Origin of the sequence: Cohnella hongkongensis, from assembly GCF_042654645.1 — a bacterium.
GTDB lineage: Bacteria > Bacillota > Bacilli > Paenibacillales > Paenibacillaceae > Cohnella > Cohnella hongkongensis.
The window spans coordinates 21,664-42,020 of record NZ_JBHSEP010000030.1 but is presented as its reverse complement, the minus strand read 5'-3'; the positions used below and the strand labels follow the sequence as shown (position 1 = coordinate 42,020).

Here is a 20,357-nt window from a genome sequence, read left to right as displayed (position 1 = left end):
TGGCAAATAAGTTCAAATCCTCGTCTTCGGCGAATACATATAAATGAATAACTCGGACAACCTGTCCGGGGTCGAGGGGGCGTCTCGAATGAAAAAGGTCGATGCGGCGTTTCGGAGTCATCCCGAGTTCGGGCCGACAGGCAAGCTGTCCATACGGGGAGAAGCGAGCTGCTCGGGGGATCGCTTGCTCGCGTATGCCAGAAGGAGGAATCCGCAGGCTCCGGACGTGGCGGAGATTTATATCCGTCACGGCCGGCAATACGGAATTCGCGGCGATGTCGCTTATTGCCAGGCGGCGTACGATACGAGGTGGTGGACCGCGGAGCTTTCCGGACCGGACTGGGCGCCTCAATTAAGAGCGCAGTGGACGGACGAAGCCGCGATAGAAGCCCGCTTTCAGATGCTTCATACCTTCGCGACGCTGATGCCGCTCCCGGCGGAAGCCAAGCTGGCGGACGACAGGCCCGTCAGCTATATCGAGCAGGCGGGCTGGCGGGGCGCGGCGACGTGCTGGGAGGAGCTTGGCGGAAAATGGACGCATCACGGAAACCCCCGCTACGGCAGCTATGTCGTGGCGATGTGGCGGGGCGTATTGGAATGGGACGGGAAGGGAGTGCCCGCCAAGCAGCCGGTCTACCGTCAGGAGTCCGGCCCTTCCGTTCGCGCCGGCGTGCGGAGGACCGCGGCAGTGGACTGGTCCTCCTTCGTCAGCGAGCAGATGAAATGGCTGCAGAATCGACGGCTGCTTCCCGTTCCGTCCCCGCACCCCGATCGCAAGGTGACCTGGGAGGAGCTGGCCGCCCTGCTTCGCCAATGGGAAAGTCGTCCGGTCGCGGTTACAATGGAGGAGAAGCAAGCCTCCTCCAGGAAAGAGGGACAGAACCTGTCTTCTTCATCATGATGAGGCCGTTGAACCCGCTGCTCGTCGATCCACTCGCCAAGTACAAGCCGTTCATGCGGACAAACGGTAGCCGCCGCTATAGTTCGGGCGGCTCGCAGCGGCGGCGTGGCGGGCGCATCGCTGCGAGGGGTGCGAAGGGAAGGCCTGTCGCCTTGAAACGAGAAGAACGCCTCAGAGAGAAGCTCTCTCCGGGCGTTCCGCGCTATTCGAGTATTATTCCGAGGCTTCGCCGTCCGTCTGGGCTGCGTTAAGCGTTAGCTCCTGCCCGGTCTCGGCCGGATCCGCGTAATTGCGCAGAATGGAAACCTCGACTCGGCGGTTTACGGCTCTGCCGGCTTCGGTCGCGTTGCTCTCCAGAGGCCGGAATTCTCCGTAGCCGGTGGCGCTGAATCGCTTCGGATCGAAGGCTTCGTTCTCGAGCAGAATTTTCATGAAGTTGATCGCGCGCTTGGAGCTGAGCTCCCAGTTGGACGGGAATTCGGCCGTATTGATCGGTTGATTGTCGGTATGCCCCGTAACCAGAATCTCGTAGTCCGTGTATTGCTGCAGCATGGTGCCGATGGCAACGGCCAGCTTCTGGGAATCGGGTTTGACGGTGGCGCTGCCGGAAGCGAACAGCGCATTGTCCCGTATCGTTATCAGGAGCTGGGACTGGTTCAACTGCGTCTCGAGCTGCGTGGACAAGCCGTTCTTCTGAATGTACTCGTCCAGATTGTCCTTCAGCTGCTCCAGATTTTTCTGCTCTTCCTGCTTCAGGGTCTCGCGGCTCTTGCTCGTGCGCCCGTCGTCCAGGCGGGTCTGAACGTCGTTGGTGCGGCGCTTCAATTGGTCGTCCTCCATAATGGAGCCCCCGTTGAGAACGCCGATCCCGGAGCTTAGCGCAGATTTGAACGCCTGACTCATCTGCTCCAATTTTGCCGTGTTTGCAGAGCTGGCCGCATATAATACGATGAATAGCGCCAGCAGCAGAGTCATCAGGTCGGAGTAGGGAAGCAGCCAGGATTCGTCCGCATGCTCCTCATGCGGTTCATGCCGTTTTCTGCTCACTTTGCTCGTCCTCCTTCTCGGCGAACGCCAACCGCTCCGTAGGAGTCAAGAAGACCAGAAGCTTCTGCTGGATGGCGATGGTCGACACGCCGGACTGAATCGACAGCAGCCCCTCGACCATCATCAGCTTCAGATCGATCTCGCGTTTCGAAAGCCGCTTCAACTTGTTGGACATCGGATGCCAGAGCACGTAGCCCGTGAAAATCCCGAGCAGCGTCGCGATAAACGCGGCGGCTATGGCATGAGCCAGGGTGGACATATCCTCCAGGTTACCCAGAGCGGCGACAAGCCCGATGACGGCCCCCAACACCCCGAGAGTCGGAGCGTACATGCCGGCCTGGGAGAAGATTTGCGCGCCGGCGCGGTGACGGTCTTCCGTCGCCGAGATGTCCTCGAGCAGAACGTCGCGCACGAAGTCTTGTTCGTTGCCGTCGATAATCATGCGCATGCCGTTTTTCAGAAAAGGGTCCTCGATCTCATCGACGCGCGCTTCCAGAGCGAGCAAGCCTTCGCGTCGGGTAATGGTCGCCCATTCCATGAACATGCCGATCAATTGCTGCCGCGGCAGCAGCTTCGGTTCGGCGAAGAGCAGCTTGAACAGCTTGGGAACCTTGGACAGATCCGACATCGGGAACGCCATGAAGACGGACGCGACCGTTCCGACCAAGATGATGACGTAAGCGGCCGGGTTGTTCACCAGACTGATGATCGGGGCGCCTTTCAGGTACATCCCGAATACAAGAGCTACCAGACCTAGAGCTAGACCAATAATCGTTGAGTTTTTCATCGTACACCCCGGAATATGGAAGAATGTTATGTACGCGACAGGAAAGTGCAATTTCAACCGACACGATAATAGGTTTATCGACAGAACAGGGCGAAAGCTTTAGAGAAGAACCCTCTTTTTCGCAAATTCGTCGCAAGGAAAAGCTTAGTGGAGCAAGGACTCGGGTCGAACCGGGCGGAAAGAGGAAGACAAAAAGGGAGGACGAGAACGATGGGCGGCAACCCGCTGTTGGGACAAAGGGAGCTGGAGGAGGCTCTGGCGGAGCTGGAAGGGTGGAAGGTCGAGTAGGAGGGCAAACGGCTCGTACGGACGAGGGTGTTCCCGACTTTCATGGAGGCGGTCTCGTACGTGAACCAGGTCGCGGAAGTCGCGGAGAGGATGAACCACCACCCTCTGATCGCCATCGACTACAGGCGCGTGACGCTGCGGCTGACGACGTGGCATTCGGGAGGTTTGACGCGGCTCGATATCGATTCGGCGAAAGCCTACGACCGGCTGTAAAACAAAGAGGCCGCGACACTTGTCCCGGAGTAGCCGCCGGGAAGCTGCCGCAGCCTATTGTGCCCCTCGCTTCAGTCGTCCTTGGCGACCTTCGGAAGAAGGACGATCGAGTACAACGCCGCGATTCCGACGACGATGTACACGATCTTCGAGCCGATCTCCACTGCGCTGCCGAACAGCTCGCTGACGACATCGAACTCGAACAAGCCGACCGATAGCCAGTTTAATCCTCCCAAGATAACGAGGATCAGGCTAATGACGTTTAGCGCCTTCATTCAGTTACAGCCTCCTTCATAAGGGTTGCGCGCCCTTTTCTGGTGAAACTGCCTGACAGGAGCAAACTCATTCTTGGTTGTTCTCTATAGTTCTATGAAGAGGGCCTAGCGCTTATGCCATACCATGCAGTACACGCTGACGATCCCGTGGGCGGCTCTCCGGTCGTAGCGATCGGTGATCCCGAACCCCGCTTTCTCGTAGGTGCGGATCGCTCGGCGGTTCCACTTCTCGACCTCCAGATCGATCTCCGCGCCAGGCTGGCGTCTGGCCGCTTCCTGAACGACCAGTTCGGTCAAGCGTGCTCCCCACCCCCGATCGCAGCAGTCCGGGCGTAAGCCCATCCCGATTCGGATCGTCCGTTCCATCGGGAACAGCTGCACGTATCCGACGAGCTGTCCGTCTTCGGCGTTCCGTACGGACAAGTATTGGCTCGCCCGGATGCGAGGATCGCCAAACTCCTTTTCGTGCTTGACCATATCGGCCCAGGACGGCCATCGGAACAAGTGGTACGGCTCCGGATAACGCCATTCGCATATCGCCTGACCGTCCTGCTCGGTCATCGGCTCCAGTCTTAACGGGGGAACGGGCTGTCGGCTCATCCTTTTTCTCCTTCCGTCGGCTCAGTCTTTCATGCGGAGCGCTGCTTTACGCTCTATTATAAGGGAAGCGGGACGGAAGGTCTCGATGGATGTCGGGCGGGCCTTATTTTCTTCGGGAGCCCAAAGGAGAAAGAACGTGATATGATAAGGAGGCTGATAGTGAAAAAGGAGATAGGAAGTCGTGCGTAGATTAGTGTTCTTAGGGTGTATGGCCTACCTGGTCGTCGGCATCGGACAGCTCGTCGTAGGCACGGTGATGGAACCGATGGTCGCGGCGTACGGAATTAAGTACGGAGACGGCGGACAGTTGGTCATGAATCAGTTTCTGGGCGGATTGATCGGCATTATGCTCGCGCCGTGGCTGATGGGACGAATCGGCAAGAAGACGCTGCTGCTCGGCGCTCTCGGAATGATGGCCGCCGCCGAGATTCTCTATGCGTTCCAACCGCCGTGGGGCGTCATGCTGGCCGTGGCGCCGTTCGCCGGGTACGGCTTCGGAACGACGGAGGCGGTCGTGGGGTCTTTCATTATTGGAGCGGCGATGGGCAATGCCAACGTGGCGATGAGCAGGGTCGAAATCTTCTTCGGCGTCGGCGCGCTGCTGATGCCGTTCGCCGGGGCGGCGCTCATCTCCGGCGGATACTGGGAGTCGGCGTTTGCGCTTGTCGGAGGAATGGCGGCGGTGACGCTGGCGGCCTGGTGGGTCTACTGGCCGAAAATTCTGGATCGGCCTCCCGAGCATGCGTCACATGCGGAAGCCGGCCTGCGCCGCATGCCGAATCGGGGATTGGCGATTCTGGTGCTCGCGGCTTGCTCCGTATTCTTCGCCGTTTACGTCGGGCTGGAGATGAGCTTCGTGCATTACCTTCCGTCGCTTCTGGTTAACCAGAACGGACTGACGGAGTCGTCGGCCTCGTTGTCGCTAAGCTTGTTCTGGGGAGCGATGGCGATCGGGAGACTGGTGTCGGGACAAGCGGCAGACCGCTGGGGCGGGGGAGCCTATATGCTGGTCGCCTGCATCGCCGCTGCGGCGCTCTTCGTGCTGATGGGCGGACTGAGCGGGACCTGGTCGACGTTCGCGTTGACGTTCCTGGCGGGGCTGGCGATGTCGGGAATGTTCGCGATTGCGCTCGTCTTTGCCAACCGGGCGGTGCCGGGGATGACCGAGCGAACGACCAGCCTGTTGATGGCGTTCGGGGGAATCGGAGGCGCGCTGATGCCGAAGCTGACCGGATGGTTCCTGGACGAGAACGGGATGGAGGCGACGCGATGGCTGTTCGCGGGCTTCGCGGTGCTGATGCTTGCGGTGATCGTATGGGCGTTGCTGTCCGCCAGAGCGCTGGAGCGGGCTCGCTCCGCTGGAGCAGCCGCGGCAGGAAGCGTCTAAGACATGGAATAACGATGAAAGGCGGTCAATCGAGATGAAAAATATCGTTTCCGTAAGATGGGTGCTGGCCAGGCTGTACGAGCCGGATTTGGTCGTGGTGGACTGCCGGTTCCAGCTGGGCCAGCCGGAGGCCGGAAGAAAGGCGTATGAGGAGTCGCACATTCCCGGAGCGGTCTATATGGATCTGGAGAAGGATTTGTCCGGGCCGCTCGGCGAGCACGGAGGCCGGCATCCGCTTCCGGACGCGGCGGAGCTGGCTGCTCGCTTCGGCAGGGCGGGGATCGGCAGCGACACGCGCGTCATCGCGTACGACGATCAGGGCGGGGCGATGGCTTCCCGGCTGTGGTGGCTGCTGAAGTACTTGGGTCACGAGAACGTATTCGTGATGGATGGCGGCTACTCCGCATGGAAGGAGGCCGGATGCCCGGTGTCGGCCGAGCAGAAGATCGTCGTTCCCGCGCAGTTCCTCGCCACGGTGCAGCACAATATGCTGGTCGAGGTCGACGATGTTCGCGAATCGCTGGGCACGGGACGTTACGTCCTGATCGATTCCCGGGAGGCTCCCCGCTATCGCGGAGAGGTCGAGCCGATCGATCCGGCAGCCGGACACATTCCGGGGGCCAGAAACTTGTTCTGGGCGGAGGTGCGCCGCGCCGACGGCAGCTGGAAGAATGCGGACGAGCAGTTGGAGCGCTTCGCGAGTGCCGGCTTGTCCCCCGACGACGAGATCGTCGTCTACTGCGGCTCCGGCGTCACCGCTACTCCGAACGTGCTGGCCCTGCAGGAAGCGGGCTTCAGCAGGGTGAAGCTGTATGCGGGCAGCTGGAGCGATTGGATTTCGTATCCGGAGAATCCAATTGCGACGGGGGAAGAGGGAAAGGCGTAGGGCCGCGTCAGACGCGGGTTTGGGGGCTGTAGCAGGTTAGGAGCATGTAACCTGTCGCAGCCCTCTTTGGGCTTTTCTGTCAACAGCTTGCAAACAAGAGATCGGGAAAAATATCCGTTACAGTGGTCTGTCGGCGAGACTGGCAGCAGTATTTAACCCACTTGTTAATGCTGTATCGTATATGTTAGAATTATTTTCAGAAAGACCGAGTGCGCGAACACTCGGCCTATACAATTGGCTTGGATGGGATGTCCCTTCAAGTTAATAAGCGACAAAAAACCCACCTACGGCGCTAACCTTGGGGTGGGTTTTTACTTTCTCTTGTAGTTATTCGCGATGTATGTTAAAAGAGCAATGACAAAGGTTGAAAAAGCGATCATGATGAGGATTGCATCTTTGATTTCCATGGCTTCACCTCCTTTCGAAGGGAAACCATGCCCACCCAAGATTCAATTGTACAATTTCATCTTATCTCATTAACAGCATGGGAGCAAATGTTCTTATTGGGATCGAGCACCGATTGAATTGTAAAGTTCTACGTTGCATGAGGAGGATTACTTTGAGGACGGATATCAGCAATTGGGTGCCCTTAAGTGTATCCGAAATATGCACGATTTTTTCAGAGATACCTGTTACATGGTGTATTGCAGGAGGCTGGGCTTTAGATTTATATGCGGGCAAGCAGTCAAGGAAACATGATGATGTGGACGTAATAATATTACGTGAGGAGCAATTAACTGCGTTCCAATATCTATCGGAAGGTTGGACGCTGTACAAGGCTGAGAATGGGAAGCTCGCTCTTCGGGAAAAAGGAGAGTTTCTCGCCACTACAAATGATATATGGGTCAGTAAAGATAGCAACTCCCCATGGGCCTTTCAAATTATGTTGATAGATTCAAGCCATGATTCGTGGATTTACGGAAGGGAAAAGTCTATCAACAGACCAATGGCAGAAATAATAGCAAAAACAAAAGAAGGTATCCCATACTTAAAACCAGAAATACAGCTTCTTTATAAAGGTGGAAGTTCAAAAGTCCGAGAAAAGGATCATCATGACTTCTTGACTGTTTTTCCCTTGCTTACACCACAAGCCAGAGAGTGGCTCAAAGCTTCGTTGCAGATACAATTTCCAGAGGGACATGTTTGGATGAATTATTTAAGCGGTTTTTCCTTTTTGTCTTAATAGCAACCATTTTTACCAAGACGGCGATTTGAAAAAGTCGGAGGAGGTAAAACCGTATAGATAAATTCAACTAGATGTTTTTGTTTGATTTTTTTGTACGTACGTACTAAAATAAAACCATGAGTATAAAAAACAAACCATCTGGACAAAAACAAATGTCATTCATCGAAAAAGCTCGTAGAGCTCAAATTGTAAAATGTGCGATTGAGACAATCGCAGAAGTAGGTTACACTCAAGCCTCTTTAGGAGAAATTGCGAAACGGGCAAAAATCAGCAAGGGGGTCATTTCTTATCACTTTGCAAATAAAGAGGAATTATTGGAGCAAATAGCTATCGAATACTATATAGCTTGGCAATCATACATTGCTCCACGAATAGAGGCTCAAAAATCTCCTAAAGAAATGCTTCGAGTGTATATTGAATCCAATCTTGCATTTGTAGCTGAAAATCGGCAGCATGTTTTCGCTGTTATAAAATTGGTTTCTAAAAACATAACTGCTAAGGGTAAGCTTCAGTTTTCAGCAGACCATGATGAAGCTGTTTTAGTTCCAATTGAAAATATTCTCGCCCTAGGGGTGCAAGAAGGGCTTTTTCGGAAATTTACCCAATCATCAGCAAGGGTGATTGCGCTAACAATAAGAAATGCCATTGACGGGTTCACCATGGAATTGATGAGAAAGCCTCATTTAGATGTTCAGGAATATACAAGAGAACTGGTTACAATCTTCGACATATCCACTAAGAAGTGATGTGTCGCTAAGGGGGTTACCCATGTTTTACTATGATGTACTTTGTTATGCTTGTAAAAAAACATTCAGGGTATACGAAGGTTCACTAGAATATAAACAAGCTAAGGAAAGAAAGGTTAAGTTTTTTTGTTGCGAAGATTGTGCTGATCAAATACGCATTGAAGCAATTTTGAATTTTATGCGTGGGATTAGTCGTTTTTAATTTTTTATTTTCTCAACGATTATCGTCAAATATGGCACTAAACGCCGTGGCAACAATTAAACTGGGTAAGTCCGTCTTAACGTTTTTCTAAAGCTCCCGGATCAAGTCGATTAGAGGGCCTAAAAACGAAAACCCGAGAGCAGGCGCTTATGGAAAGCGCGCGTTTCTCGGGTTTTTTGTATTTTCTCCGTTAAGGCAGCTGAGGTAGTGGTATTGGCGGAACCAGCGTGACGTGGCTGCCTACATGGTCTGCGTCGAAGGTAACGGTATGAGTGTAATAACCGATCAATTGTTTGTTCGCGTCAAAAGCGAATACATACATGTATTGGTTACGGACCTCTTCGACAGAATTGCTGCCTACGAAAAGATGAGTATATGGCGTGCTTTCAAATTGGTCTATTCTTTTGAGCTCGTGAACGGCCCAGAACCGATTCCAACTGAACTTCGTGGCTTCTTTCGTCCAAATGCCCGGCATCGAGTTTTCAATATAGATATCGTGCCACTTGAAGCTGACATACTTGGCGTTCGCCAACTGCGGATTAGCAGCTATCGCTTGAGCGTCAAAGCGAACCTTGTAGCCATAGTTGGACCGGTGCATGGTATTGCCTTGTTGATCGTGAGCGGTCAACTCGGCTTTGGTCCAAAGGGAGATCTCGATGCCGTCGCCGTTCGTGACGATTGGGGCCTTTGTTAAGTCGTACGCGTACTCGCCATCCATGATAAGCTGTCCATCCCGGGCGACCGTTACGTGCAGATTACCTTGCGGAAGAGTAGGTTCGAATCCATTCAATAGAACGAGACCTTGGCCGTAATTAACAGTGCCGGTAACTAGGGTCTCCTGCTGCGATAAATGATTGGAGGCCGGAATCTTGACGGTTACGACATCCCCGTTTTCCAGTGAGTTGCTCACCAATTGATAGGGAGCCCCTTCGTAAAAGATATTGTTCTGAAGATAAAATGCTTCTTGGATATCGCGATCATAAACGAATTGAATCTCGTAAACCTTAGCGTTCTTGCCGTTACCGCTTGTCACGAATAGATAAAGATGTGCGTCCTCCAGCGGTTTCAGATGCACATTGATCGTGTTCTGACCGTTCTGTAAAAATCCGCCGAGATAAGTGCCGTCGTTCTGTGTCAACGAGTACGAAATTTTGGCATAAGTGGCGGCCGTCACGCTAACGGCAATGTCGGACTCCACGAAGCTGCGAGGAACGTCAACCGAATAATACAAGGCATCGCTATTAAAGCCGGTGCCAGCAATATTTTTGCTTTCGTCCCGCTGTACGAGCTGCAATTGGTCGTATACACTGCTGGTCACGGAAATGGCGCTCAGCTTCGAGTTGTCGCAATCGACGGTGCAGCTTGGATTTGGATGGCTCGGATTCGGATTTGTCCCCGTGCCTGAACCACCCCCTCCGCCTCCGCCGTTTGGCGTCGAAACTTTAATGTCGTCTTTGGCGGGGCCGTTTACTGTAGCCGGTTTGTTCGCGAACTCGGAGCCTGTAGCCTTCTCGTTAATCGTCGCGCTCTCGATTTTGCCGTCGCCGATCAGCTTTGATACCGCGTTCAGCACGAGCTTATGTATCTGCGCTTCCTTGCTGATGTTGATCGTATTGTTCTCCGCGCCGTCCGCGACAATCAGATGATCGACGGAACCGCTCGGGATGTTGATCTTCACGTTAGCGACCAGCACGCGAACGTCTTCGAATTGGCCAACGAGATCGACGCTTGCGTCTTTCGGCAGCGCTTTGGCCAGCTCTACATTGGCGAACCCGCTGTCCGTCGTGTTCGATTCTTCCAATCTGACTGCGGATTGGACGATAACGTCGTAGACTTTGGTTTTGCCAATCGCGACGATACGCACTTTACCGGAAGCTTTGTCCACGATAACTCGAAGCAAAACGGAATCTTCGACGTGAATAGAGTTCTCTCCGCCGCCGTTAACTTTCGTCGTGCCTTTGACCGTTACTTTCTTCAAAGTCACGTCGCCGTCTCCGACTTCTTTGGCTATGATCAGATCTCCGGTGATGACCGTATTCTGAAGCGTAACGCCGTCGGAAGCGATAATCATGTCGCCTTCGATCGTCTCCGACCTGTCGGCGGAGCCGTAAACGCCGGCCCTATCGATCACTTTCGCCGTAGCGACGGGTTTCAAGGCAAGGGCTGCATCAATCGCGACGACCGCTTCCGCGCGGGTGATGGCCGCTTGCGGACGCATATTGCCTTCTGTGTCGCCTTTAAGCACTTTCTTCGCGACTAATACTGTGATCGCTTCCCTGCTCCAGGAGGCGATCTGATCGGCGTCCTTGAATACAGGGGCGTCTGCGACGCCGGCCGAGTCCAGTTTGAACGCTTTCGCGATCATGACAGCCGCCTCCTGGCGGGTCGTCAACCTGTTCGGGTAGGCTTTGCCGCCAGCGCCTTGCAAGTACCCGGCTTTCACGGCGATCGCGAAGTCGTCGAATGCCCAACTCGTTGTCGGCAAGTCGCCAAAAGCGAGATCGTTTTGGGCGTCGCTCAACTTCAGTGCACGATTCAGTAATGCCACGAATTCACTGCGCTTGATCGGCGCATCAGGTTTGACTGAGCCGTCCTTATACCCTTTGATCAGTCCAGATTCGACCCACTTCTGCAGCGTTGCCGATGCCCAATGACTCTGCGTATCCTGAGGGACCGCTGCGAACGCGGAGGAAAGCAATGTTCCGAATACCAGATTTAGAGCTAGAAAAGCCATGACGATTTTCCTGCTGCGTTTCAATCCACATTCCTCCATAAGTTAGGGTCTGTCTCTTCATTAGGATAATTTTACCACAGCAATATATTTGATCCATGAAAAATATGTCATTTTTTATATAAGATCAATATGGAATCGACCGGCGTATTCTTCTAAACCTTCCCGGCTGTGGTATGATCAGGAGGTTTTGGTATACTGAAGTGACTAGTAATTTTAATACAAGATCGTAAGACCTGTTTTAGTATTTTGTGCAAGGGGTATATGGGTAGATGGTGTTGGAAAAAGCACGCTACTGAAGTGGCAAGCTAACGATCAAATCCAAAAATGACTGGAGCTGAAAACGGTGATGGACAGGAAAAGATTAGTGAGGCGCCACAATCCGATATTAACAGCCATGGATTTGGAAAGTCCCATTTCGGTTGGTAACGGCCGGTTTGCTTTTACAGCCGATATCACGGGTCTTCAAACTTTATATCATGAATACGACAATGCCCATGCGCCCTTGTGTACGATGTCTCAATGGGGGTGGCATTCCCGACCCAATCGCGATGGAGGCAAGTTTGCATTCAGCGATTTGGAGATGACGGAATACAGCTTGAACGGGAAAAGTTACTATTATGCCTCAGACCGCAAGCCCGGAAATGAAGAAGTATACGATTGGCTGCGGCACAATCCCCATAAATTCAATCTGGCCAAAATATCGCTAAATCACAGCGGCAAAGCGATTCGCGCTTCGGAGATTACGGACATCAGGCAGGAACTGGATTTATATTCCGGAGCTCTGCACAGCCATTTTAACGTTCTTGGCGAACAAGTCACTGTTGTTACCGTATGCGCCCAAAGCGCTGACGTGCTGGGAGTTCACATCACATGCCCGGCGGGCAGCAAGTTGAATGTCGAAATCTCCTTCCCTTACGCTTCTCACGAAACCAATGGAAGCGACTGGTCGAGCCCGGAAAGTCACACGACTGAGGTCACCGGAAGTAGAATACTGCGAAAGCTTGACGAGGATCGCTATTTTGTCAAAGCTTTCGGAGATTGCTTATTCGTGCCTGTCGCCAAGCACACTCTTCATCTCACATTGGAAAGCGGAGAAGCCGCATTCGCCTTAGGCTTTTTCAAAAATGAGACCGACATGCAAAACGCTGCCGATTGGGATTTCGGAAAAGTTGTCGCGGATGCCAGCGAAGGTTGGGACGTCTACTGGCAAAAGGGCGGAGCCGTGGATTTCTCGCCATGTAGAGATCCGCGTGCTATGGAATTGGAACGCCGCATTGTACTGTCGCAATATTTGACCGCTGTGCATTCGGCGGGAGATCTGCCGCCACAGGAAACGGGGCTCATGTGCAACAGCTGGTACGGAAAGTTTCATTTGGAGATGCATTTTATTCACAGCGCGCAGTTCGCCTTATGGGGGCGCAGCGAATGGTTGGAAAGAAGCTTGGACTGGTACTTCGAAATCTTGGACAAAGCAAAGGAGAATGCCGCGCGCAACGGCTACAAGGGCGCGCGTTGGCCGAAAATGACTTCTTACGAGGGCGTGGAAAGCCCATCCCCTATCGGTACGTTATTAATCTGGCAGCAACCGCACATCGTCTATATGCTGAACTTGCTTCTGGCTGCAAAGCGGGGCAAGGAACGAGAAGTGTTTTTGGAGAAATTCTGGCCGCTGATGAAGGAAACTGCCGACTTTATGGCGGATTTCGCTCAGTTAAACCTGAAAACCGGGAAATACGATTTATTAATGCCTCTAATTCCCGCGCAGGAGGAACATAAGCCGGAGGTCACCCAAAACCCGACGTTCGAGTTGGCTTATTGGCGGTTCGGCCTCCGCACTGCAGCCTCATGGGCGAAGGAAATGAATCATGACTGTTCGGTGTGGACAAAGGTATGCGAGAACCTTGCCGAACTGCCGCTTAAGGACGGCGTGTATTTGGCGCATGAAAATTGTCCGGACACGTTTGAGCATTTTAATCGGGATCATCCGTCTATGCTGTTCGGCTGCGGTTTTATTCCGAACGAACAGGTCCAACACGACGTTGTTTCAAAAACCTTCGACAAAGTCAAACAGAGCTGGGACTTCTCCACCATGTGGGGATGGGACTTCGCGTTCATCGCCATGGCTTTGGCAGCGATAGGCAGACGCGAGGAAGCTGTTGACCTGCTTCTCATGGATACCGCCAAAAACAGTTTTGTTGCCAGTGGCAACAATTATCAGAAAGGTCGAACCGATTTGCCTTTATATTTGCCGGGGAACGGCTCTTTGTTGTTCGCAGTGGCGATCATGCTGGAGAACAACGGCTTTCCGCAGGACGGCAGTTGGGATATTAAAGCGGAAGGCTTTTCATTTTCGGCATAGTCATAAGGGACAAATAGGAGAAACAGGGTACAGATGGAGCTTGTACCCTTACCGCTCGCGCAGCCACCTAAAAAGCCGGCTGAGAACGGGTCTGAGGACGGGCTTCAGGATCAGCGTTAAAGCGCCGATAAAGTCGGGACCTACGGCGACGGGGGCCAGGAGGTTCTTTTCGGCATATTGATCGTTGATGATATACGTCCGCGTTGAGGAAGGGCTTTTCAAGCCTAACCGTTCCCACTCGGAAGGATCGTTCGAACGGCCAAGCTTGGCCAGCATTCTCGCGGTTTCTTTTTCTATCTTCTCCGGAATTTGTTCGAACGCCTGAATGATTTGCGTATGAAACTCGTGAATCGGGTTGAGGTTCACGAGGGCCTCCAGATGGATGCTCTCGCGAATGTACGAGACATAAGCAAGATGCTCGGCCCAATATTTGTCGATATAAAACAATCTGACGCGCCGTTCCGAAGGGCTCATTGGCGTTTCTCCGGTCAAAATAGCGAGGCGGTCTTGATACAGGATGCGCCTTTGCTCCTCCACCATATCGGAATAGTGGTTGAGCTCTTGGCGGATGTGAAAATTTTGAGCCATGATCACACGCTGAATGTGGGCGATTTTGTTGCGGAGCATCGCTTCATCGAGCGGCTCGTCCTGCTTCAGATCGCGATACAGGGGCGGAATCGCTTTGTCGATGCCGAATTGCACGATCAACTCGTCCTCCAAGCTTACGAAAAATCTGGACGCCCCCGGATCGCCCTGCCGGCCTGCGCGCCCGCGCAGTTGGTCGTCGATTCGCACGCTCTCGTTCACATGCGTGCCGATCACATACAGCCCGCCCAGCTTCGCGACAACCTCCGCCTGCTTGGCATCTCCGCCGCCAAGCCTGATATCCACACCGCGCCCGGCCATATTCGTGGACACCGTTACGGCGCCGATTTCTCCCGCTCTGGCGATGATCTCGGCCTCTTCCGCGTCGTTCTTCGCGTTAAGCACATAGCTGTTCACGCCCATCTGCCGGAGACGCTCCGCCAGAATGCCCGACTCTTCGACGCTCGACGTGCCGATCAACATCGGCCTTCCGGTCGCGTGGACGGACACCATTTCGGCGACCAGCGCTTTCAGCTTCGCTTCCTTATGCGTATAGATTTTGTGAGGGTGGTCGATCCGGATGCAAGGGCGATTGGGCGGTATTTGAACCACCTGCAGCGAATAAAGTTCTTTGAATTCGATTGCGGAAGCTTGGGCGGTAGCCGTCATTCCGCAGATTATCGGATATAAGCTTAGAAAATGCTGTAGCGTGATGGTGCCGAGTATTTGGCCGCCGGTTTTCGAACGCAGCCCTTCCTTGGCTTCCAGCGCAGCTTGGAGCCCGTCCGGCAAGTGCCGGTTCTCCGCCACGCGTCCGGTATATTCGTCAATGAGCTCGACTTTACCGTGGCGCACGATGTAATCGATATCCCGTTTTAATAGAGCATTGGCGTGAAGAGCGCAATTGACGGACGTTAACGCATGACTGTTATGGCTTTCGTACAAATTACCGCAGTTCAACAGCGATTCTACCTTTTCGGCGCCTGCCTCGGTTAAGTAGACGTTGCGGTTAAACTCGTCGAAAACGAAATGCTCTTCGTGACGCAGCTGCTTGGCCACTTCCGCGAACGTGGTGTCGTCGTTTCTTTCAGAAGCTGCAGTTTCGCCTGCAATGACGAGCGGAACGCGCGCCTCGTCGAGCAGCAGCGAATCCGCTTCGTCGATGATGGCGTAATGAAAAGCCCGATGGACGGTGTCGTCTGCGGTGATCGCGATCGTGTCGCGCAAATAATCGAATCCCGCCTCTTTGGCCGTCACATAGGTGACATCCGCGGCGTACGCTACCCGTTTCTCGGTCAAGCTCATGCCCGCTTGAACGGCGACAACCGATAGACCGAGAAACCGATAGATCGGGCCCATCCATTCCGCGTCCCTGCTGGCCAAATAGTCGTTAAACGTCAGAATGTGCACGCCTTTGCCGGTTAGCGCATGGAGATAAGCAGGCAGGACAGCAGAGAGCGTTTTTCCTTCGCCGGTATGCTGCTCGATCAAAAATCCTTCGTGCAGCGCGACGGCAGCCATAATCTGGACCTCGTAAGGCTGTAATCCGAGCTTTCTCTTCGCTGCTTCGCAGACTAGCGCATAGGCGTCGACAAGCAGCTCGTCCAAAGGCGTACCCGATTTTGCTTCCTTTTGCAGCCGGAGAGATTCCGCTTGCAGCCGCTGTTCGTCCCATGCGTCCAAATTCCGTTTCCTTATGAGCTCCGCTTTGTCCCGATAGCTTACCAGCTTCTGCCGGGTATGGCTGTCTTTGATTTTTCGCATCCACTTGACGGCTGGATTCATCGGAATCGGTTCCCTCCTCGGTAGAAATTTGCTTCGTTTACTTGACCAGGAGCCATACCCATAGTAAGAACATCAGTGGGATCCCCGCCATGGCAGAGACCGTTAGCCATCCTGTCGGTTTGGCCATATTGACAGTCCAGCCTATGCCGTAAGGCTTCGGAACGAAGATCGCCGGATCGTCGGGATTGTAATAGACCGAGCCCATGACCTTCCAATGACGAGCTCTCTGCGAAGAGAAGTCGCGCAATTGGTCCAATCCCTTCGCCCTCGAATAAACCAGCATGCCCAGCAGCAGCAGATAGATCGTAAGAATGAGCGCGAACGTTAATTGGATCCACAAGTCCAATTTGAAGGAATAGATCCTGCCCGCCTGGAACAGCCCCAGGAACACGGTCACAGCTAGCGATATCCCCCATATCACGAAAGAGTGAATTCGCTTGTGCTGGATTTGCTTGTGCAGCGAACGATCCGGGTCATTCGGATCCAGAGATGTTCTTGTCCGGCCGACAATGAGGTTCAGAAGCATAAAAAGTCCGGTTCCGATCAGCTGGCCATAGTTTTCATAGAAAACGGAACCGACGGATTTGGCGGAATACCAGGAATACCAGTCCGGCAGTCTGTCCGCGTTCCCATGTATGGCGAAATGAACCGGGATATCGTTCCACTTCACAACGGCGATGACGACGCATACGGCGATAACGGCCAAGTGGGCGCCGAACCATGGCAAGCCGAGCACGGGGGAACGGCGTCGTCCGTTTGAGATGAGGGCAGCCCTTCTGCTTTCGACGGGGACCTGCCAACCACGGATTGCATTCAATCGTAGCGCCGATTGTCTGCAGATCGCGATCGCGATGCCGGAGAACGGAAATGGAAGGAACAGTGCGATCAAAACGTATATCAAAGCGTGCGCAACGCCCAGGTACCGAATCCATGAAAAGCAGGCGGCGGCCATACCCAGCACGCTTATCCCCATCAGAATGGTATATTGTACGCGTATCCGCCGAACAGCAGGATCCTTCGTCTCGGCAGCCGGAATCGGCACTCCGAACAGCAAGGTTCGAGGACCGAAGAAATTTTGGACGCTGATCAACAGCGCTTGAATGAAATAAAGGCTTGCGACCGCTATGACCGTTCCATTCATCATTGCCCGTCCCCTCCGCGCTTCATAAGGGTGTCTCCATACAGCCTTCTGCATTGCTTCACGAAAGCTTCTTCCGTCATTCCGCGCACAGCCGCTTCCGCGGCAAGCGAACGAAGCTGTCGAAACAGCTTGGCCTCGAATTCCGCCGTCACGCCCGGCATCGCGTCCGGCTGAACGATAACGCCCTTCTTCCGGTGCACCTGCAGAAAGCCCTCCTGCTTCAGCAAGGTGTACGACTTGTTGACCGTATGCAGATTGATGCCCAGATTCTCGGCTAGATTCCTGACAGATGGAAGCGGATCGCCAGGCTTTAGAGCGCCCGATGCGATCCCTTCGATCAGCTGGTTAATTAATTGCTCGTATAGCGGAGTCTCCGATTGCAGATCCAGCTCGATGAACATCAACATCTCTCCTTGTCCGACTCCGTATCCCCAATTACCGAAGGAACGTTGCCTCCCAACCGACTCGCCTGACGACACGTTCCGCGCACGTCGACTTCTCCTTCAGAGTTGTATATCTGTTATATTTATTATATAACAGATATACAAAAAGAAAAAGAAGGCGGAGGAATCGCCTTCTAGTATTTTGACGTCTTTTAGCTTCCACCCTTACGCTGAAGCCGATTTTCCGCAATGAAATGAGCCTCTGCAATCAGCTGCTTCGTTTTCTCGGCAGTATCGCCAACCGGATTAAGGATACACACGAAATGCTGCCGGGAATATTGGGGGTGGGGCAGAAATACGTTTAGCGCGGTGTAATCCATGCCTTCCTCCGCTTCGGAAGCGATGAGATTGTTGAATGTCTCACTGCTAACCCCTATATTAAGGCGAAATACATCCTCTCGGTCAAGGTTGGACACATGGTCATAGTCATTGTCCGAATGGGCAATGGTGACAAACGGAAGGCGGTGATCGTCGCCGACAAAAAAGAATGAATATCCGAAAATCTCTTCTCGTTGTACATTCGGCAATTCCATAATAAATGATTCAAAATCCGCCTGCTTCATCGTTTTCGCTCCTGACTTTCAGATTTGAACTCGTATTTGCCTGTCTGAACATTGCCCAATATTCTTTCTGTAGTGGCCAACTCATTCTCAACATAACGAATCCAAGTTCCGACAAGCTCTGGATGTCTGGCTGGCTCGGTCGGGTGCTCTTCCGTCGGCAAACTCCTTAGGAAGTCAGTCGATTTCTCTAGTTCAATCCGCCTTTTTTGTAAAAGCTCAACCACTTTTTGCCGTGGCAGCATGTCCATAAAAGCAATTCCTGCTGAAAGCTGCTGAATGTCCACACTAACAAGCGCGGATTCAAGCAAAGCTCTGAATTCGGCTTCTCCTTGTTCGGTGACCGTATATTCCTTGCGCGACGGACCCAGTTTGGCATTGACCTCTGAATGAGCCGACCTCGTCATCCCCTGAGATTCGAGCTTGTCCAAGGCGTGATAAATAGATCCGGGCTTTATGTTGGTCCAGGCTTCAGCATTCCAAGAAGTGATATCACGATATACCGCGTAGCCATGACTAATTCCCTTTCGCAAAATGGAACCTAATACGAGCAGTCTGGCGGTAGACACGAATTTACCTCCTTCACAACGATCTGACCCACTAGTCAAATTTGAATACGGCATAGCTTATTATAGTCTGCAAACTCTACCTAGTCAAACTTGAATAGTAAAGGATACAAAGCAATAGTGCAGTTGCAGCCCTCCTGCCGCTCGGAGCCCCTATAAGGCTCGTTAAAAAGACGACAAAAATCATCAATGAATCGATCAAAAATCATCAATTCGTTTAACCCCAGCGGTGCTACACTGAGACAGAACCGACGCCTAGGCATCATCAAATACAAGGGGGAGAGCATTCGTGGGAAAGATTATTCGTCTGCTTTTGGCATCTGTCATGGTCGTTGCGCTGTTCACCGCTTGCAGCAGCAAATCGGAACAAGCCGCCTCGCCGTCCAAATCGGCATCCGAGGGGGAAGCCGGTCCGTCCGTCGAAAAAACGAAAGTGGTATTTTCAACGGGCATTCCGGATGACGCCTGGAGACGCGCGCTGGAATTTTTCATGAATACCGCCAACGAGAAATTGAAAGAAAAGAACATCGAAGTTGTTGCGGAATACTATCCCTCCGAGGAGGAAATGTGGAAGGTTCTTCCCGCCCAGATCGTTTCCGGATCGGCTCCGGATTTGATCGGATTGAACAACGAGGGCGTTCTGGAGTTCATCATTAACGGAACGTTTACCTCGCTGGATGGTTTGATCGAGGAGGTCGGTTATGACACCAGCAAGCTCGATGCCGCTAACGTCAACGGATGGAAGTATGAAGGCAAGCAGTACGCTCTGCCGCTGACGACTACGATCAGCGCGCTGGCGGTCAATATGACGATGCTCAAAAACGCCGGCATCGAGGAGGCGCCCAAGACGATGGAGGACTTGGTCAAGGCAGCTCTGGCGGTCACCGATAAGGAAAAAGGCCAGTATGGCGTCGGCGTTAATCTTCACGAGTTCCACATTTCGCAATACTTGCACGCATTCGGCGGCGGTTGGAACTTCGGCGAGAATATGAACAGCGAAGGCAACCAGGAAGGCCTGCAGTTCATCGTGGATCTATTCAACAAACATCAGGTTGCAGCTACTCCTGCGCAGATCGGTGTTAACGGAGATGTCGACGCCTTCGCTTCCGGTAAAGTCGCGATGACGACGGCAGGCCCTTGGTATGTCGCAACTCTGCGCGACAAGCAAGTGGACTTCGAATGGAAGCTGGTCCCGATCCCGGCAGGAACGGTTCAGAAGTCCACGCTGTACGGGTGGGCGCTGGCCATGCTGGATTCGGCGAAAAATAAGGAAGCGGCCATGGAGGTCATTGCAGCCATGCTGGGCGAAGAGTCTTATCGTTATCTCGCAGAGGAGCGCGGAGATATTCCCGCAATGACCTCCTTCGTCCCCACCTATGAAGAGCTCTATCCGGAAATGAAAGTGGTGCTGGAAACTGCCGACACGGCAGTCGCATTCAACTATCCGGTATCGGCAAACCGTTTCAAAACCGATCTGGTAACCGGACTAGAATCCGTTATCTTCCAAAATCGCGGCACGGTCAAGGACCTGCTGGACAAGATGGCGGAGGACGGCTATCAGAGATGAGGAATTAAATCAGATGCTTCTCATGCAGGGCGGTCATCAGGAGTTCTGTCGCCCGCCCTAACCCGTGCATGACTTCTTGCTGCAGAGGAGGGATACCGT

General features: G+C 53.2%; 19 protein-coding genes and 1 pseudogene. 9 read left to right on the top strand and 11 right to left on the bottom strand.

Translation table 11 applies throughout. The features are described from left to right. Window positions 1-88: 88 nt before the first annotated feature. Window positions 89-901: a hypothetical protein gene (locus ACFO3S_RS26220; protein ID WP_378102266.1), complete on the top strand. Its 813-nt coding sequence runs from the start codon at window positions 89-91 to the stop codon at window positions 899-901. Window positions 902-1,114: 213 nt separating this feature from the next. Here the strand turns inward: ACFO3S_RS26220 and ACFO3S_RS26215 are convergent, their stop codons facing one another. Beyond that, entirely contained in the window at window positions 1,115-1,948 is an 834-nt protein-coding gene (locus tag ACFO3S_RS26215; protein ID WP_378102263.1) for a flagellar motor protein MotB, read from the bottom strand. Beyond that, window positions 1,929-2,735 (bottom strand): flagellar motor stator protein MotA, encoded by an 807-nt coding sequence (gene motA / locus ACFO3S_RS26210; RefSeq protein ID WP_378102261.1) that lies wholly within the window; start codon window positions 2,733-2,735, stop codon window positions 1,929-1,931. The genes ACFO3S_RS26215 and motA overlap by 20 nt, the downstream gene beginning before the upstream one ends. A gap of 147 nt (window positions 2,736-2,882) precedes the next feature. Here motA and ACFO3S_RS26205 point away from each other — a divergent pair, with 147 nt between their 5' ends. Both ACFO3S_RS26205 and ACFO3S_RS26200 read left to right on the top strand, forming a co-directional pair. Next, window positions 2,883-3,023 carry a hypothetical protein gene (locus ACFO3S_RS26205; protein ID WP_378102258.1) on the top strand — a complete coding sequence of 47 codons (141 nt, stop codon included), beginning with the start codon at window positions 2,883-2,885 and terminating at the stop codon, window positions 3,021-3,023. A gap of 15 nt (window positions 3,024-3,038) precedes the next feature. Next, a pseudogene (locus ACFO3S_RS26200) lies at window positions 3,039-3,236 on the top strand (4a-hydroxytetrahydrobiopterin dehydratase); the annotation flags it as partial. Between the two features lie 71 nt (window positions 3,237-3,307). Here ACFO3S_RS26200 and ACFO3S_RS26195 read toward each other — a convergent pair. Both ACFO3S_RS26195 and ACFO3S_RS26190 read right to left on the bottom strand, forming a co-directional pair. After that, the gene (locus ACFO3S_RS26195; protein ID WP_378102256.1) at window positions 3,308-3,511 is read right to left on the bottom strand and encodes a DUF378 domain-containing protein; all 204 of its coding nucleotides are present in this window, start codon (window positions 3,509-3,511) and stop codon (window positions 3,308-3,310) included. 105 nt (window positions 3,512-3,616) lie between these two features. Then, on the bottom strand, window positions 3,617-4,111 hold the full coding sequence (locus tag ACFO3S_RS26190; RefSeq protein ID WP_378102253.1) for a GNAT family N-acetyltransferase: 495 nt from the start codon (window positions 4,109-4,111) through the stop codon (window positions 3,617-3,619). A 181-nt stretch (window positions 4,112-4,292) separates the two neighbouring features. Between ACFO3S_RS26190 and ACFO3S_RS26185 the strand changes: the two genes are divergently transcribed. Both ACFO3S_RS26185 and ACFO3S_RS26180 read left to right on the top strand, forming a co-directional pair. Next, a complete protein-coding gene (locus tag ACFO3S_RS26185; protein WP_378102250.1) occupies window positions 4,293-5,498 on the top strand; it encodes an MFS transporter in 1,206 nt (401 codons plus the stop codon). A gap of 34 nt (window positions 5,499-5,532) precedes the next feature. Further along, a complete protein-coding gene (locus tag ACFO3S_RS26180; protein WP_378102248.1) occupies window positions 5,533-6,384 on the top strand; it encodes a sulfurtransferase in 852 nt (283 codons plus the stop codon). A 311-nt stretch (window positions 6,385-6,695) separates the two neighbouring features. Here the strand turns inward: ACFO3S_RS26180 and ACFO3S_RS26175 are convergent, their stop codons facing one another. Next, entirely contained in the window at window positions 6,696-6,791 is a 96-nt protein-coding gene (locus ACFO3S_RS26175; RefSeq protein ID WP_311284003.1) for a putative holin-like toxin, read from the bottom strand. 152 nt (window positions 6,792-6,943) lie between these two features. On the opposite strand from ACFO3S_RS26175, the gene ACFO3S_RS26170 reads away from it, so the two are divergent. Together ACFO3S_RS26170 and ACFO3S_RS26165 are read left to right on the top strand one after the other, a co-directional pair. After that, entirely contained in the window at window positions 6,944-7,567 is a 624-nt protein-coding gene (locus ACFO3S_RS26170; RefSeq protein WP_378102246.1) for a nucleotidyltransferase domain-containing protein, read from the top strand. Between the two features lie 119 nt (window positions 7,568-7,686). Beyond that, the gene (locus ACFO3S_RS26165) at window positions 7,687-8,316 is read left to right on the top strand and encodes a TetR/AcrR family transcriptional regulator (RefSeq protein ID WP_378102244.1); all 630 of its coding nucleotides are present in this window, start codon (window positions 7,687-7,689) and stop codon (window positions 8,314-8,316) included. Window positions 8,317-8,708: 392 nt separating this feature from the next. Here the strand turns inward: ACFO3S_RS26165 and ACFO3S_RS26160 are convergent, their stop codons facing one another. Further along, the gene (locus tag ACFO3S_RS26160) at window positions 8,709-11,276 is read right to left on the bottom strand and encodes an S-layer homology domain-containing protein (RefSeq protein WP_378102241.1); all 2,568 of its coding nucleotides are present in this window, start codon (window positions 11,274-11,276) and stop codon (window positions 8,709-8,711) included. Window positions 11,277-11,595: 319 nt separating this feature from the next. Here ACFO3S_RS26160 and ACFO3S_RS26155 point away from each other — a divergent pair, with 319 nt between their 5' ends. Then, window positions 11,596-13,611, top strand: a complete 2,016-nt coding sequence (locus tag ACFO3S_RS26155; protein WP_378102239.1) for a glycoside hydrolase family 65 — start codon at window positions 11,596-11,598, stop codon at window positions 13,609-13,611. Window positions 13,612-13,659: 48 nt separating this feature from the next. Here the strand turns inward: ACFO3S_RS26155 and ACFO3S_RS26150 are convergent, their stop codons facing one another. The 5 genes from ACFO3S_RS26150 to ACFO3S_RS26130 all read right to left on the bottom strand — a co-directional run bounded on the left by ACFO3S_RS26150 (window position 13,660) and on the right by ACFO3S_RS26130 (window position 18,694). After that, entirely contained in the window at window positions 13,660-15,981 is a 2,322-nt protein-coding gene (locus ACFO3S_RS26150) for a preprotein translocase subunit SecA (RefSeq protein ID WP_378102236.1), read from the bottom strand. Window positions 15,982-16,018: 37 nt separating this feature from the next. Further along, a complete protein-coding gene (locus ACFO3S_RS26145) occupies window positions 16,019-17,125 on the bottom strand; it encodes a DUF5808 domain-containing protein (RefSeq protein ID WP_378102233.1) in 1,107 nt (368 codons plus the stop codon). Beyond that, entirely contained in the window at window positions 17,122-17,523 is a 402-nt protein-coding gene (locus tag ACFO3S_RS26140) for a GntR family transcriptional regulator (RefSeq protein ID WP_378102230.1), read from the bottom strand. Before ACFO3S_RS26140 ends, ACFO3S_RS26145 begins: the two co-directional genes overlap by 4 nt. Window positions 17,524-17,717: 194 nt before the next feature. Further along, window positions 17,718-18,128: a DUF6194 family protein gene (locus ACFO3S_RS26135; RefSeq protein ID WP_378102227.1), complete on the bottom strand. Its 411-nt coding sequence runs from the start codon at window positions 18,126-18,128 to the stop codon at window positions 17,718-17,720. Continuing rightward, window positions 18,125-18,694 carry a PadR family transcriptional regulator gene (locus ACFO3S_RS26130; protein ID WP_378102224.1) on the bottom strand — a complete coding sequence of 190 codons (570 nt, stop codon included), beginning with the start codon at window positions 18,692-18,694 and terminating at the stop codon, window positions 18,125-18,127. Before ACFO3S_RS26130 ends, ACFO3S_RS26135 begins: the two co-directional genes overlap by 4 nt. 286 nt (window positions 18,695-18,980) lie before the next feature. On the opposite strand from ACFO3S_RS26130, the gene ACFO3S_RS26125 reads away from it, so the two are divergent. Further along, on the top strand, window positions 18,981-20,258 hold the full coding sequence (locus ACFO3S_RS26125; protein WP_378102221.1) for an ABC transporter substrate-binding protein: 1,278 nt from the start codon (window positions 18,981-18,983) through the stop codon (window positions 20,256-20,258). Window positions 20,259-20,357: the final 99 nt, after the last annotated feature.